This is a genomic window from Rhodospirillales bacterium (assembly GCA_016712595.1).
Taxonomy (GTDB): Bacteria; Pseudomonadota; Alphaproteobacteria; order Rhodospirillales; family Defluviicoccaceae; genus Defluviicoccus.
Genome location: JADJQT010000002.1, coordinates 745,481 through 760,085 on the forward strand (window position 1 = coordinate 745,481; position 14,605 = coordinate 760,085).

At 63.1% G+C, this 14,605-nt stretch carries 8 protein-coding genes and 1 tRNA gene; 3 read left to right on the forward strand and 6 right to left on the reverse strand.

The window, feature by feature from the left end; translation table 11 throughout:
• Positions 1-112 precede the first annotated feature (112 nt).
• Positions 113-2,509 carry an EAL domain-containing protein gene (locus IPK66_15290; GenBank protein MBK8176578.1) on the forward strand — a complete coding sequence of 799 codons (2,397 nt, stop codon included), beginning with the start codon at positions 113-115 and terminating at the stop codon, positions 2,507-2,509.
• 132 nt (positions 2,510-2,641) lie between these two features.
• Here IPK66_15290 and IPK66_15295 read toward each other — a convergent pair whose 3' ends face one another.
• Positions 2,642-4,420, reverse strand: coding sequence for a calcium-binding protein (locus IPK66_15295; GenBank protein MBK8176579.1), 1,779 nt, complete (start codon positions 4,418-4,420; stop codon positions 2,642-2,644).
• 559 nt (positions 4,421-4,979) lie between these two features.
• Here IPK66_15295 and IPK66_15300 point away from each other — a divergent pair.
• A tRNA-Ser gene (locus IPK66_15300) sits at positions 4,980-5,072 on the forward strand.
• A gap of 466 nt (positions 5,073-5,538) precedes the next feature.
• Here IPK66_15300 and IPK66_15305 read toward each other — a convergent pair.
• The gene (locus IPK66_15305) at positions 5,539-9,609 is read right to left on the reverse strand and encodes a hypothetical protein (GenBank protein ID MBK8176580.1); all 4,071 of its coding nucleotides are present in this window, start codon (positions 9,607-9,609) and stop codon (positions 5,539-5,541) included.
• 756 nt (positions 9,610-10,365) lie between these two features.
• Between IPK66_15305 and IPK66_15310 the strand changes: the two genes are divergently transcribed.
• Positions 10,366-10,563: a hypothetical protein gene (locus IPK66_15310; GenBank protein MBK8176581.1), complete on the forward strand. Its 198-nt coding sequence runs from the start codon at positions 10,366-10,368 to the stop codon at positions 10,561-10,563.
• A gap of 1,363 nt (positions 10,564-11,926) precedes the next feature.
• Here IPK66_15310 and IPK66_15315 read toward each other — a convergent pair.
• From IPK66_15315 to IPK66_15330, 4 genes are all read right to left on the reverse strand, one after another.
• A complete protein-coding gene (locus IPK66_15315; protein ID MBK8176582.1) occupies positions 11,927-12,361 on the reverse strand; it encodes a hypothetical protein in 435 nt (144 codons plus the stop codon).
• The gene (locus tag IPK66_15320; protein MBK8176583.1) at positions 12,358-13,626 is read right to left on the reverse strand and encodes a recombinase family protein; all 1,269 of its coding nucleotides are present in this window, start codon (positions 13,624-13,626) and stop codon (positions 12,358-12,360) included. Before IPK66_15320 ends, IPK66_15315 begins: the two co-directional genes overlap by 4 nt.
• Positions 13,627-13,691: 65 nt before the next feature.
• On the reverse strand, positions 13,692-14,138 hold the full coding sequence (locus tag IPK66_15325; protein ID MBK8176584.1) for a DUF2924 domain-containing protein: 447 nt from the start codon (positions 14,136-14,138) through the stop codon (positions 13,692-13,694).
• On the reverse strand, positions 14,131-14,337 hold the full coding sequence (locus tag IPK66_15330) for a hypothetical protein (protein ID MBK8176585.1): 207 nt from the start codon (positions 14,335-14,337) through the stop codon (positions 14,131-14,133). The genes IPK66_15325 and IPK66_15330 overlap by 8 nt, the downstream gene beginning before the upstream one ends.
• Positions 14,338-14,605: the final 268 nt, after the last annotated feature.

A 14,605-nucleotide genomic window follows, 5' to 3' on the forward strand; every position in this document is an offset into this window, starting at 1 on the left:
GCGGTGGTTCTCTACCCTTTATACCCCATTAAGGGCGCGGTATGCCGCGATGATAGGGAAAGATAGACCTGCGGAACACCGAGACCGCGACGTGGACCGGGCAGCCTTGGCCATGCTGCACGCGAGGATGCCGGTTATTCTCGGCGCGAACCTCGTCAACGGCACGCTCCTCGCATGGTTTTTTGCGCATGATATCAATACTTGGCTGCTTTGGTCCTGGTTCTCGGCGCTGCTGCTGAGCGTGGCCGGCCGAGCGGCTGCCTGGTACAGGTACCGTAACCTGCCGGCTGGGGATTGGAGAGGCTGGGAATTCGCGGCCGTCACCGGCTCTACGGCCAGCGGCCTGTTGTGGGGTATCGCCGGAGCGGTGTTCTTTCTACCTCAATCGGTCATCCTGGCGACGCTGACGGCCTTTGTGCTGGGCGGAATGGCCGCCGGTGCGCTGGCCCTGTTGACCGCTCATCTACCCGCGTTTCGCCTTTATGTCGTTCTGTCTCTGTTGCCTTTCTGCCTGCGACTGGTCTGGGAGGGCGGAAACGAGAATCTGGTAATGGCGGCGATGTTCCTGACGTACATGATTGCCGTTCTCGTGGTTGGCCCACAAATGCACAAGGCGATCATCGAGTCCCTGGACTTGCGTTTCGAGAACCGCAAATTGCTCCGCAATCTTGAGGATCGGGTCTCCGCGCGAACGGTTCTTCAGGCGGCGGTGGTTGATTTCAGTCAGCGCGCGCTATCCGGCCTTGCCCTCGATGTGGTTCTCGCGGAGGCGGCCGCCATCGTCAGGGACGGGCTTTCGGCGACCGGCACGCTCATCCTGCAACGGCATCCGGACAACGTTTTGATCGTACGCGCGCACGCCGGGCCGCCGGGTGAGGACTGCCCGGAGACGCGTTTTATGGCGGACCCGGATTTCGTCGCTAGCCGCGCTCTCATGTGCGGCGAACCGCTCCTCGTGAACGATGTCGCCCGCGACCCGGCATGGAAAGTCTGCCCGCCCTTGGCCGGTCGCGGTGTCCGCAGCATCTTGTGCGTGCCGATCTGGATCGACGGTCGTGCTCAGGCGGTACTGCAGGCGTGGAGCACCGGGCCGCAGAGCCTTGCCACGGACGACATAAATTTCGTTCGCTCCGTGGCGACGACGGTCGCCGCCGCGGTGCAACGCCGACGTGCGGAGGATCAGGCCCAGCGGCTTGCCCGGCACGATCCCCTGACCACACTGCCCAATCGCACGCTTTTCCGCGAAGACCTCGCGCGCTCTCTAAGCCGATCGACGCGATCCGAACGGTGCGCGGCGGTACTGCTGATCGACCTTGATCACTTCAAGGACGTGAATGACTCGCTTGGACACCCGACGGGTGATCTCCTCCTGGTCAAGGCGGCAGAGCGGCTGCGGCAGACCGTGCGACGGGAGGACCCACCCGCGCGCCTCGGTGGCGACGAGTTTGCCATCGTCCTTTCGGATCTTGAGAGAGCCGAGTCCGCCGCGATGGTTGCGGACCATATCGTGCGGGCGTTCAGCGAACCGTTCGATTTGGACGGACACATCGTTCAAGTCAGCGCCAGCGTCGGCATCACCATATTTCCGGACGACGGACAAGATCCCGACCGTTTGCTGCGGAACGCCGACCTCGCGCTGTACCGAGCAAAGGAGAACGGGCGAGCGGGCTACGAATTTTATTCGAAGGACATGACGGCAATCATCGAGACCCGGATGACGGTCTTGCGCAATTTGCGTGGCGCTATCGAGCGGGGGGAATTCACCCTCGTTTATCAGCCGCAAATCTCGCTTGGCGATGGTCGGATCGCGGGTGCCGAGGCGCTTCTGCGCTGGCACAACGGCACACAGGGTATCGTCATGCCGCGTGAATTTATTCCCATCGCCGAAGCCAACGGACTGGTATCGTCGATCGACAACTGGGCCATCCGGCGTGCCTGCGCGCAATCTCGTCAGTGGAGCGGGAGCGGAGCGGGCAGGGTGGTCACCGCGGTCAACGTATCCCTCGTCCATTGGCGGCGGCGAGATGCGTTTCCCGATCTTGAGCGGACGTTGACGATGTGCGATTGCGACTTATCGTCGATCGAGCTTGAGATCAGCGAGCGGGCGTTTCCGTTAACCGGGGAGGGGGAACTGGCCGATTGCATCCGCCGGATCCGCGCTCTCGGCGTTTCCATTTCAATCGACGACTTCGGCACCGGTTACCTTAATCTGGTACGCCTGCGCCAGCTCCCGGTCGACCGCATCAAGATTGATCGCTCTCTCATCGCCGGTGTGGGCAGCGACCTCAATGCCGACGCGATCGTGCGGGCGATCATCGTCCTCGGCCATAATCTCGGCCTGCAGGTGGTCGCCGAGGGCGTGGAAACCGAGGCACAGCTCGACCTTCTCCGCGCTGAAGGCTGCGACTTCGCTCAAGGGTTCCACCTGGCTCGACCGCTGTCGGCGGAGGCGCTTTGGGAGCGGATATCGGATGAAGCCACGAACGGCTGGGTGCGCACGGCGTCCTGACCACGCGCAAGAACGTGCGCGCCGGAGCCCGATTGGAAAGGGGGGGCTACTCACGGAGCTCTGCAGACCCGGACGCGATAAAAAAAACGGGCGCCACGAGGAGCGCCCGCTGGAGAAAGGGACCCAAATGCGTCAGAGGATGAAGTCGATCGCCAGATAGTCAGCGGCAGTGGTGGCGCCGTCGATGACATAAATCTCGACGTCGGCGACCTGGTCGCCATCGACATCGCCGAGAATGCGGGTATTGGCGCCGTCGTTGATCACGCGCAGCTGCCCGGCGCCGGTGAAGGCACCGACGGAGATGAAGGCGAACGCCTGATTGCCGGCGACGAGGGTATTGGCGTCGATGGTTGACAAATCGAAGCGATCGCCGCCGCCGGCGCCAATTCCGTCGACACCATCGACCGTGTCCCGCCCCCCGACGCGTGAATCGCTGACGGCATTGAAATCGAAGATGTCGCTGCCAAGACCGCCGACGAGCAGGTCGCGGGCTTCGCTGCCCACCAGGCGGTCGTCTCCGCTGCCGCCGAACAGCGTATCCAATCCGCCACCACCGAGCAGCGTGTCGTTATCAAGCCCGCCATTGAGCGAATCGTTCTGCGAATCGCCGACCAGCAGGTCATCGTCGTCCCCACCGAGCAGCGTATCATTGCCGCCGCCGCCGCGCAGGGTGTCGTTCTCCGTCGCCACGCCGCCGACGGCGACGTCGGGGTCGCCTTCCATGAAGTCGGCGCCGTTGTTGCCGAGCATCGAATCCGCGCCCTCTCCGCCGCGGATCGTATCGTTGCCGACGCCGCCGATCATGAAGTCGTCGCCGTCGTCACCCGTCATGCTGTCGTCCGCGGCGATGCCCGCGAGTGTGTCGTCGCCGTCGTTGCCGACGAGTGAATCGAAGCCGGCGCCGCCGTTCAGGCTGTCGGCTCCATCACCGCCGAGCAGCGAATCGTTGCCGCCGCCGGCGTCGAGGGTATCGTTGCCTTCATCGCCGGTGGCGGTATCGTTGCCGGTGCCGCCAACAAGCGTATCGTTGCCGCCGTCACCGTCGATGAAGTCATTGCCCCCGCCGCCGTCGATCGAATCGCCGGCATCGAGCGAACCCGCGACGGTGAAGAAGGTGAAGCCCTTCAGGTTATCGTCGCCGTCGCCGCCGAGGATGGTGTCGGCATCGCTGCCACCGCGGATTGAATCGTTGCCGGCGTCGCCAGAGATCGAATCGTTGTCGTCGTACCCCTGGATCGAATCGTTGCCGTCGCCGCCGAAGATGGTGTCGTTTTCCGACGTGGTCGACCCGATCGGGCTGTCGTTGCCATCGCCATCGATGTTATCGGCGCCAGCGCCGCCGACCAGCCAATCGGCGCCGGTGCCGCCGTCGAGGGTATCGTCACCGAGGTCACCGTTGACCGTATCATCGCCGGTGCCGCCGAGCAGCGTGTCGTTGCCGCCATCACCGTCGATGGTGTCGTTGCCGCTGCCGCCGTCGATCGAATCGCCGGCGTCAAGCGAGCCCGCGACGGTGAAGAAGGTGAAGCCCTTCAGGTTATCGTTGCCGTCGCCGCCGAAGATGGTATCGGCATCGCTGCCGCCGCGGATTGAATCGTTGCCGGCGTCGCCGAAGATCGAATCGTCGTCGTCGTACCCTTGGATCGAATCGTTGCCGCCACCGCCACGAATGGTGTCGTTCTCGGATGTGGTGAAGCCGACCGGGCTGTCGTTGACGTCGCCGTCGATGTTATCGGCGCCCCCGCCGCCGACGATCGAGTCCGCGCCCGCGCCGGCATCGACGGTATCGTTGGCGTTTGTCGTCCCCGGAAATGTGAACGGCGGAAACGGCAAAGGACTGGTCACTACGCCTGCGGACGTGGAACCGACCAGAATTGTATCGTTACCCGATGTCCCGGTAACAGTGCTCATAATCCTACTCCCCGTTAAATCCCAGTCAAAACGGCCATCCCGTGCACGCTAACCACCAGCTGTGAAAAGAAAACATCTGGGCGCCAGCGGTCCGTATGAGGATAAAATGCCTACCGTGTATTCGGCAAGACAGGGCAGGCGCTGGTCCGTTTTGATTGCCTCCATGGAATCTTAGATCAAATTGACTTCACCAATACGTCTATATTCGAATGAATATATTTCAATTGTTTCTATGTGTGTGCGCATCAAGCTTTCTGGCCGTATACGCGATAATCTTATGGCTGCGTTTCGATGGCCTGCTTAGGAAGCAACGAACATTCAATTGAAATGTCCGTGCAACCATCACCACTCCCATTGGACTGGCAGCTCTACGCGTCGACTGCGCGCAGGAGAGAACGGTGCTGCGCGAGGAACGCGTTTGCACCCGCATCGCCGCTGGCACCGCGATCCACCATCCGAGTAGCGGTGGGGCGGGAACCTGATATTGTCCCGGCGAAAATATCCCGCTAACATGCGCCGTCGTCGCGGGCACAACCCTAACACCGCGGACGGATAACGCGGAGGGGTGCCGGAGCGGTCGATCGGGGCGGTCTCGAAAACCGTTGTGCCCCTTATAAGGGCACCGTGGGTTCGAATCCCACCCCCTCCGCCAGTCGCACTCCCCGAAACGCTCTCCGAGGCGATCCGCCAGCCGGAAAAACGCGTTGTTTCAAAGGGGTTTGCCGCCGCCCCTGAGAACCACGCCGCCCAATCGAGGCCCCGACCGTTCTCTCTTCAGGCCCCTTTCTCTGAAAGCTGGGAACTGCGCCAATTTAGTACTCAGGTTGTGACTTCAATGCTCTCAATGACTTGCGGGACTGCTGGCCGGGTACCAGTTCGACATCGCAATCGCTATGCAGTACGTGTCCCGGGAACGTTTGGCTATGGCCAGGCGGCGGGAACCTGACTGCCTGAACTGGGCCGGCGGGAGCGACTACGATGGCGTGTCCCTTATCGGCAGATCCAACAGGACAACGCCGGCGGTACAGTTCAAGTGGAAAATAGAAACTGAATGAAGGCTCATTTCGTACCAACGAACTCGCCATCGCGCCTTAGCGTAACATGGCTATTATTTATCATCATTCCAGTTCGCGGCTACCAATGCCGACGACTCGCTGGGTTCCCCCTGCCTTTTGACTTATCCGCCATGCTTTTACGGTCTGGGATGATAACAAAAATGGACGGATTTCTTCCGTATGATCTTCTCGCATCAAGAGTACGCAACCGCGGCCGATGGCCGATGTCTCGGCTAGGTCGGTGACGACGCCCCCATCACGCCAGCGCAGCGTCTGAGCTACCACGTTACCTTCTGAGTCTCGGTACGTGAATGGATCATACGTTCCTGGACGCCAATTGAGTAAGCTGGCGATTACAGGACATAACATCACGACATTGTTGCCAGTAGATCCCGCTATGTCAGGTACCGCGTAAACCACCGCACCTTCAGCCGGACCTTCATAAAGGGGCAAGACGCTTCCAATGATGATGACACGTGGCAGCTGTCCAAGCAACGATGACAAATCCGTATCGGTACCGCCGTGATCTGGTCCTGTGTACTGTTCGATAATCCGCTCGTCCTGAAAGTGGCGTCGCTTGTGAACCGCTGTGGAGGCGAGCACGACGTAGCCTTGAACTGAAGGAGTCACCGCATCTTCCAGCGCGCGCTCAATCCAAGCGGAGCAGTCTTCCGATCGGTAAAAGTCAGGTATTGCTGCGCACGGGACACCCCTTGGCCTCGGTGAAGGCGGCATAGTGCTGATCGCGGGGGCGAAGTCGCCGGCAAGACGAAGAACGGAGCGGACAGGCCCGGGATCAATGGCCTCGGCTGCTTCCAACTCGCCCACGACTCGACGCATGGCATGGAACGCGGCCGTCACGCCGAGTTTGCGAAATGTCGATCTCAGGCCGAGGCGATCAAGCCGGCCGAGCTGCCGTTGTATGGCTTCCGGCCCGAACGCGTCCTTACCGCCCGTTTGCCGCATGAGCTGCGCGGCCCTGGCGCGAAGGTTGGCCAACTCTAGATCGCTCACACGGGCTGTCAGTCTGAGCGCGTCCTCAAGGGGCCAAGTCCAGGCGAATGGATCTTCAGTCCAAAGGCCTGAGGAGAACGTGGACGCGCCTGAAGGCGGTTCAAACCTACTTGACTGAGGATTCGGCGGAAGCATTAGGGTATAGCTGGGCGGCAGCGGCCGGCGCTTGGTCGTCGACCGTCGTCCCCACGCGCTCGCCAGAGAAATGGCGGTCCGACGTACGGCGCAATCCTCACTGTCGAACATTTCAGACAACCAGGGAACAACGGCGTCGCGCAAAGGGACGCTGTCTCGGCACTCCCACGCAATCTGGACCGCTTCGAGGGCGTGGTGACCGCCCGCTCGCCAGAGCCGTGGCAGCAGTGCTCCGACGATCGCCGCACCGCCCGGTGTTTGCGTCAATTCGAGCGCAGCCGCCCGAGCCATCCGCGCCAGATCGATGCTTGTGGTGTCGACCGCTCGGTACAGTACGTCGGCGAGGGTCTGCTCGTCCCCGTCCGGCACGTCGGAAACCAGTTCCGGTTCGCCGCCGAACCTGTACTCGCGAAACCGGCTCAGTTGGTTCTGAAGCACCAGCCAAGCGTTCGCCCAGGTCGGCTGCGGTGACAGGAGTTCAAGAACTTCACAAAGTTCCGGTAGTAGGAACTCGACGGACTCACGGCCGTGCACCAGGTCGTCGACAAAGGCATCGAATGCGGCACGCCGGGCAGTTTCACCACTAATCTTGACGCTCAGTCGGTGGAACCGTTTTTTGGCGTCACCCCGCAATATGGCGCTCCAGTCGCCTCGTTCGTCTGCGAGCTGCTTCAGTTGGGCGAGATAGCACATCGCATCCTGTCGTCGCCCTGCCGCCAGCGCCGCCGTAGCAACCGCGTCGACGCTCCGTTCGTTGTTGCGCAGCGAAGCTGTGCATTCGTAGAGCGCCTTCACAGCCTCGTAGTCGCTCTCCGGAGCGACACGCTCGAAGGCCCGTGCTGCACCCCAAGAACTCTTGTCGCCAACCCCAGCGAGAGCGGAGTCTAACTCCTCAAGCGTACCCACCGCTGCGAACGGGTCATCGGAATTGCTACTAGTCTCACGAGCCAGCAGTTCGACGCTCCAGCGCGCCACGGCAGCCGCGCCGTGGTTGACCCTGCGCTTCTTCGCTGCCGTGACGACCTCCTGAAGCATGTTGTTGCGTCTGAACGGATGACTGTCGGTTTCGAGGCTAGTCACAGCGTGGCGAACTACGCTTTCCACCTGAGCAGCGGGAGCTGTGCCGATCAGCTGCGGGTAGATGCTGCGATCGTGCTCGTTCGTCCATGGTAGAGCGAGGCGTCCGAAGATGACCCCTGCCGCAGCAGTCAGATCCGGACGGCCCTTTACCACGCCGCGGACCAGTGCCGAAACGAGGCCCGGCCAACGCGCCATGTCGATCTCCTCGATGAGATCGGTGGCGACTCGCGCCCAAGCCGCTCCAGCCTGGGCCGCTTGTGCAAGAAAATCCGGTGCGACGCGACCGCCGGCGCCATCACCCTCAGTCTTTGCCATTCCAGCAAGCAGGCGCCCCAAGAATCGCAGTCGGTCGGGCCTTCCGCTCGCGTCCTCCTCGCAGGCTCTTGTCAGAAGATCTCGCCAGAGGACGTACTGCGCGTCCTTCTTCGCCGGTCGGGAATAACCCAAGCCATCTGTGTGCATGTCGGCCAAAACCGCCCGGGCTCGCTCTTCCATACCGATAGTGAAGAGCACCGAGGCGGCACGCGCCGCTTCCGCCAGCTGTTCGGATGGTGTCTGCTCGATGCCCTGACGGTCATACGCGAGGCGGAGCTCCGCGCGGGCGGCGTCGTGGTCATAATCGAAAGTCACCAGTGCGTAAGACCGCCTCACTGCGGAGCGGCCAACGCGCCTCGGCGTGCCAGCAAGCCGCTTGTCTATGCCTTCCACAAAGCGAGCGAAAATGTCTTCGCCCAGCGCGGCGGCCGTGTTGACCATCTCTGCTACGACTTCGTGGATTACCTCATCCAAGCGCCAGCGCTCGGAGTCGTGGTCCCTCGTGCCCGTGGCGTGCTCCAGAAAATCAAGCGTTTGACGGAGCTCCTGGAGCGGCTCCACACAGGGGGCACTTCCTCTTCGAGCGTCACCAAGCAGCCGGCCCAGGGTTTCGAGGCGCGATTGGTACGACGCGAACAGTTGCGATGGCGGGCTTTGGCCGGCCTTGAACGGCATGCCCAGCCAAGCGGCAATCTGGGCGTGCATGATGATCTGCCGCGACGCGCGCCAGAAGTCATCGCCACTGTAGGAGACGTCTTGCCCGGCCAAGGTCGGTGACGGAACGCCCTCCAGGTATCGCAAAGCAAGGTCGAGTCGTCCTGATCGGGCTGCAATCAGGGCCGCCTCGCTGCGCCATGCGGGTTCAAGCTCGCCAACCACCTGTAAGGCCGATTCCAAGCGTTCGGTGACAAGGCCGGTGTCATCAGCTTGGAATGCCGACCGGACGGAAAGGAATAGAAGCAGACCGCGGTGCTCGGAGCCGATCTGTAGTTTGTCCAAAAACCCGTCGGGCGAGAGGTTGGGAGTCCGTTCCAGCTCACCCCGGGCGGCAATCAGCTTCAGTTGCGTCCGGTACGCATCGATATCGATCTCCGGGCCCGACCGGTCACGGGAGGCACGAAGCCGAGCCAGTGAGGCCAGGAACTGGTCGGATGTGCGGAAGACGAGTGCTCGCTCCGCCCAGTCGCTTAACCCGTTCTCCTCTGAGTGGCGATCAAGCGGTTTTGACCCGAAGAGCTTGTCGAGCGGCTCGATCTGATGAAACAGCTTGCGGCCTTCGGCTGCGTCTCCTTTGCTGAGGAAGGCATCCACCAGTTCGTACCCCTTGCCAGCCGACAAGGAGACTTCCTCCGCCTGAAGCAGACCGAGGGCACGGTGAAGTTCGCCCAGATTCACATAAGCGTCAAAGACCGCATCGCCGAGCGCCTCGGTTCGCATATAGATCTCGTGGAGGGATAGGATTAGCTCGACGAGCAGATCCGGCCGACGAAGTGCTCCGGCCGCTTTGAACGCAAACCGGATATCGTCGCGGATGTCGCCCGGGTTGCGTCCTTCGATAAACTGGGTGCGAAACCGCTCCGGCCGGGCCAAGCTTACGACGGCGCTTTGATCGCCGGCCCGCGCCCGGTAGCGGAGCTCCATCCATCGCTGGGGGTCCCCACTGCCTGCGCATCGTGCCATGTCGGCCAGCGCGCTATAGCGCCTTCGGACAGCGGCCTCATCGACGCGGCCATGGCGCAGGCCCGTGCGGTCTCGCAAGAACAGCCGGAAACTGTTGTGAAAGATCGCCCAGGCCCCCCGGTCACTCACCAGAAGGTGGCCTGCCGCGGTCCAGGCCACGTCGGTCGCGTGCGAGCCGACAAGGGCGTCAAGGCTGACCGGAGTTATCGCTCCTTCGGCGAGCGCGACATACGCCAGCGCCTGTTGGGCCTCGGGGCTCCTCTCTAGGTCATGCCAAACCCGCTCGTAAAACGCATCGACATCCCCGCCGTAGGCCGGCCCGTTGCGGAGCCATTCCTGCCGCTCCTCAGGCGTGACGGCGTTAAGCAAGCCCTCGACTAGGTAGCGGGTGGACAGGGGATGGCCATTGGAGCGGGCATACACGTCATCGCGGTCGACGTCGTCCGGTACGCCAGCCGCGTCCGCGAGGAGAGCGACCGCCTCCCGAGAAAGCGGCGAAACCTGGACGCAACGGTCGGCCCGTTGGGCCTCATCCGGGACCGATGGAGGAATTCCCTCCAAATCTAGCCTCTGAGTCCCGAGGACGAAGACGACGCCGTCCGGTACCGAATGCGGCAAAGGTAGCACTCGTAAGAAAGAGTGCTCTGGCCGTTCCTCCCGGGGGACGTGATCGAGGCCGTCGATCACAATCAGCGTCCGGATCTGTTCTTCCTGGAATCGCTGACTTCCCTCCCTCAGCAACGCCTCGAGTTGCCCCCGAAGCTCGGCCAGTTCTGTGCCCGGCATGATGTTGATGCCGAGGTCGTGCTGCTTCAGCTGCTTAATGACATCATTCAGAAAGTCGAACGCTTCGGCACGCCCTAGTCCCTGCCCTTCGTCCGGTACGAAGGCAAGATAGCGGATGACAATGGCTCTGGGAGTCGGCAGAAGCCCTGCCGCCAACAGCGTGGACTTGCCGCTACCGGGAGGTCCGATCAAGCTCACGTAACCCGAAATCGTTCGGGATAGCGCCCGCTGCAGAGCATCCTCGGTGGGAGCATTGGACTGGTACAAGGCATCGACTGGAAAGGCGTGCCCATGCCGAAGGTGGAACGGGTCCTGCCACCCCAAGCGCGTTAGGAGTTCCGCCGCTGACCAGCGGTCACGGTCAGCGCGGTCAGCAACCAGACGGGGTAACAAGGCGGCAAGTTCCGCGAGCCGCCGATTATCAAAGTTACTGCAGTTGCCCAGGCCCAGGGCGCGCCCTTGGCCGCCGACATGGAAACGCGTGTTGCGCCAAGCCGCCTCGAATGAAGGGGCATCAAGGCCGGATGCTGCCTGAACGTCATTTACGAAGAGTCCGAAGGGGGACGTCCGCCAGTCTGTTAGTGTCCAGACCGATCGGTGCGCTTCATGCGCCCGGATGAACGCCGCCGAGGATACCGAATCTCTGGCGCCTGCAAGATTGTCGTCGGTTCGCGGATAGTCGTCACAAGCGTAGATCGTCTCGACAAGCGCGTCGGGGTGATTGGCACTGAGCTTGCGCCGGGACTCCACCATTCGCCCCAGCAGATTCTCGCCGCCCAGCAAGATTGTCCGGATGCTGAACGGCTCCGGATCGCGGCTGGTCTTGACTTGATGAGCCGTGATGCGGTCGTGAAGGCCGAGAACCACGTCGTCGAACGCGCCGGCTCCACGATCGGCCAATCCTACCCATTGCAGGTCGCCAGAGGCGAGCGCTTGGTAGATTACGCGAGCGCCAAGGTCATACTGGGGGACATAGCCTCTTTGCGCCCGTCTTTCGCCTTCACCGGGCGGGATCTTTGGCCTCCTACCAGTTGTCCGATCGTTCATCGCAAGCCGGCCTCATGCACACGAAGGCTCGATGTCGAAAGGACATTGTCACATGTGTGCGGCCGATCTTGCCCGAGAATTAGGTCTCCAAGCGTTAGCGGCCACATGCGAAGACGCGAGACCGAGAGCGATGTCGCCAACCCACAAGCAACCGCGAATCCAGGGCAGCATGAATACAAAACCCTAGGCCCCGCCCCAGACGACGGATGCGGGGGCGCTGGTTGCGAAACTCATGGATGCGCGGTCGAGGAACTGTCGCATGCAGCTGTGGGACGATGCCGAGACCGAGGTGACGCTTCACCGCCACGCTACCGCAATCCGCCACGAAGGGCCCGGCCAAATCGCCTAAATTACCGGCGAACCGGCGATCTTCGGAGTGGCGACTCGGCGTGTTTCATGCGGAGTGGGCAATCGCAAGGCTCGCGCGCTGCTCGGCCCACCCGCTCGGCATCGCCCGCGTCAGGTCCTCCAGCTGCATCCCCTTCGGCTGTCGGCCGTCGAGGACGGCTTCGACGATGTCGGGACCGAGGAGTGTCAGACGGAGCAGGCGGTTGACGAAGCTGCGGGTGACACCCTCGGCTTCGGCCAGTTCGCCGGCCGATCGATACCGGCACTCTTCCAGCATCGCCTTCCAGCGGTGCGCCCGCGCCAGCGCGCGGATCAGCGTCTCGTCCGGCCGTGGCTTTGCCGGCGCCCAGGCGTCGCCGCCATCCGGGGCGATGATCACTTTGCGCCCACCGCGGCGCTTCCAGGTCATCGGGATGCGGACGGTGACGGTCTTGCCGTCGAACTCCCAGTTCTCGCCAGCGATCGTCCGTTTGAAGGTCATGCCGCTTTCGCCTTCCGAGATCGAAGTTCCTCGACCAGCGTCTGCAGCCCGTCGGTCCGTAGCCGGACCCGCATGTCCTCGGCCGACAGGTCGATTCGCTCGACCAGCAACCGGACGATGCGCGCCTGTTCCGCCGGGAACAGCTCGTCCCACAGCGGCGCCAGTGCGGTGATGCTCTCGACGACCTGGCGCTCGGCAATCGCCTCGTCACCGTCCCGCTTCGCCGCCGCGCACGTCCGCGCGATGATCTCCGGCGTGCGCAGCAGGTGCCGCACCTGCGCGACGACCGCTTCCTCCACTTCGGCTGCCGGCACGCTGCGCACCGGGCAGTCGGCGTAGCCCTGGCGCATGGCGTCGGTGGCGACGTAGTAGCGATAGAGCTTGCCGGCCTTTCTCGTGTGCGACGGCGTCATCGCGTGCCCGCCCGGAGCGAAGATCAGGCCGCGTAGCAGCGCCGGCGTCTGCGCGCGCGTGCCGTTCGCGCGCGCGACCCGATTGTCGGCGAGAACGGCATGAACCTTGTCCCAGCTCGCGCGGTCGATGATCGCCTGGTGCTCTCCAGGGTGGCTCGTCCGCTTATGTACGGCATCGCCGAGGTAGGTGCGATTGCCGAGGATCTTGTAGATCGCGCCCTTGTCGATCGGCTTGCCCGGCCGGTGCTTGCCGTCCTGCGTCGTCCAGCATTTGGTGGTGTGGCCGGCGCGCCGCAGCTCCTGCGCCAGCGTGGTCGCCGAGCCGACCCGCAGGAAGCGGGCGAAGACGAGCCGGACGAGTTCCGCCTCCGTCTCGTTGACCACCAGCTTGCGGTCGACGACGTCGTAGCCGAGCGGCGGGATGCCGCCCATCCACATGCCGCGCGCCCGCGAGGCGGCGAACTTGTCGCGGATGCGCTCGCCGATCACCTCGCGCTCGAACTGCGCGAACGACAGCAGGATGTTCAGTGTCAGCCGGCCCATCGACGTCGTCGTATTGAACTGCTGGGTGATGCTGACGAACGAGACGTTGTGCTTGTCGAAGACTTCGACAATGCGGGCGAAGTCGGTCAGCGAGCGTGACAGCCGATCGACCTTGTAGACGACGATGACGTCGACGGTGCCGGCCTCGACATCGCGCAGCAGGCGCTGCAGCGCTGGGCGCTCCATGCTGCCGCCGGAGTAGCCGCCGTCATCGTAGCGGTCGCCGACCAGGATCCAGCCCTCACTCTTCTGGCTGGTGATGTAGGCCAGCCCCGCCTCGCGCTGCGCGTCGAGCGAATTGAACTCCATCTCCAGCCCCTCTTCCGAGGACTTCCTGGTATAGATGGCGCAACGGATCTTGCGGACGGGTGTTTTCACTTCCCACTCCGGTGATTGCGCAGACCCCAGAAGAGGGGCCCACTCCAGCGCGTGCCGGTAATGGCGCGAGCGACGGCGGACAGCGACTTGTACTTCCGGCCCTGATACTCGAAGCCGTCGTCGAGGACCGTGGCGGTGTGCTCGACGCCCTGCCATTCACGGATCAAGCGCGTCCCGCTGATCGGCCGGTCACCCTTGCGCACCGACAGCTTGCCCTTCAGCCGCCGATCCTCTTCCTCGACCAGCGCCTTCAGCTTCGCCTCGGCACGCGCCGAGAGACCACCCAAGGCCAGTTCCTGGATGCGGTAGGCGAGCCGCTTGACCAGGAACGGCCGGTTGTAGGGTGGCGGCTCGCGATCGTAGAGCTCGCGCCACAGCTGCTTGAGCTCGGCCGTCGATTTCTCCGGCAGCGCCGCCACCTTGGCCAACGCACTGTCATGCATGGTGTTTTCTCCGTCCACGAAGGGTTCGGCCATGCACGCTCTGCCGGGCGGTGAAGTCCAGGGAAAGCTCTCCGGTATCTGCGACTCGCGGTTCGCGTCGTCGCGCGCGCAGCCGCAGCAACCCGGCCGCGAGGATCTCGCCGACCTCGCGCAGGCGCTCGTCGGTGCTCATCCGGTTGGGGTCGAGCGCGTTACGCATGGAAGCTCCTGAGGGGTCAGCGCGCGGGTCCATGCCATCGCGCCGATGCCCACGAGCGGCGTAACGGAGTGACCGGCTGCGACAGCACGATCCGAATGCTGTATATAGGACTTTATTCTTAATTGCAATCCCGCTATGCTACTGCCGCGGATCCCGGCGCTGCGCGCAGGCCCTTGTGCGCCTGCCGGAGCCAGGTCCGATCGCTTTGCCCCAGGGACCTTCCGCCATGCTCATTCGAACCGAGACGGCCGCCGCTCGGCGCCGCAGC

What these genes read in the sequence shown, in the direction of transcription:
- IPK66_15290 (MBK8176578.1), top strand. Translation starts at nt 113, where the DNA reads ATGCTGCACGCGAGGATGCCGGTTATTCTCGGCGCGAACCTCGTCAAC.
- IPK66_15295 (MBK8176579.1), bottom strand. Translation starts at nt 4,420, where the DNA reads ATGAGCACTGTTACCGGGACATCGGGTAACGATACAATTCTGGTCGGT.
- IPK66_15315 (MBK8176582.1), bottom strand. Translation starts at nt 12,361, where the DNA reads ATGACCTTCAAACGGACGATCGCTGGCGAGAACTGGGAGTTCGACGGC.
- IPK66_15320 (MBK8176583.1), bottom strand. Translation starts at nt 13,626, where the DNA reads ATGGAGTTCAATTCGCTCGACGCGCAGCGCGAGGCGGGGCTGGCCTAC.
- IPK66_15325 (MBK8176584.1), bottom strand. Translation starts at nt 14,138, where the DNA reads ATGCATGACAGTGCGTTGGCCAAGGTGGCGGCGCTGCCGGAGAAATCG.
- IPK66_15330 (MBK8176585.1), bottom strand. Translation starts at nt 14,337, where the DNA reads ATGCGTAACGCGCTCGACCCCAACCGGATGAGCACCGACGAGCGCCTG.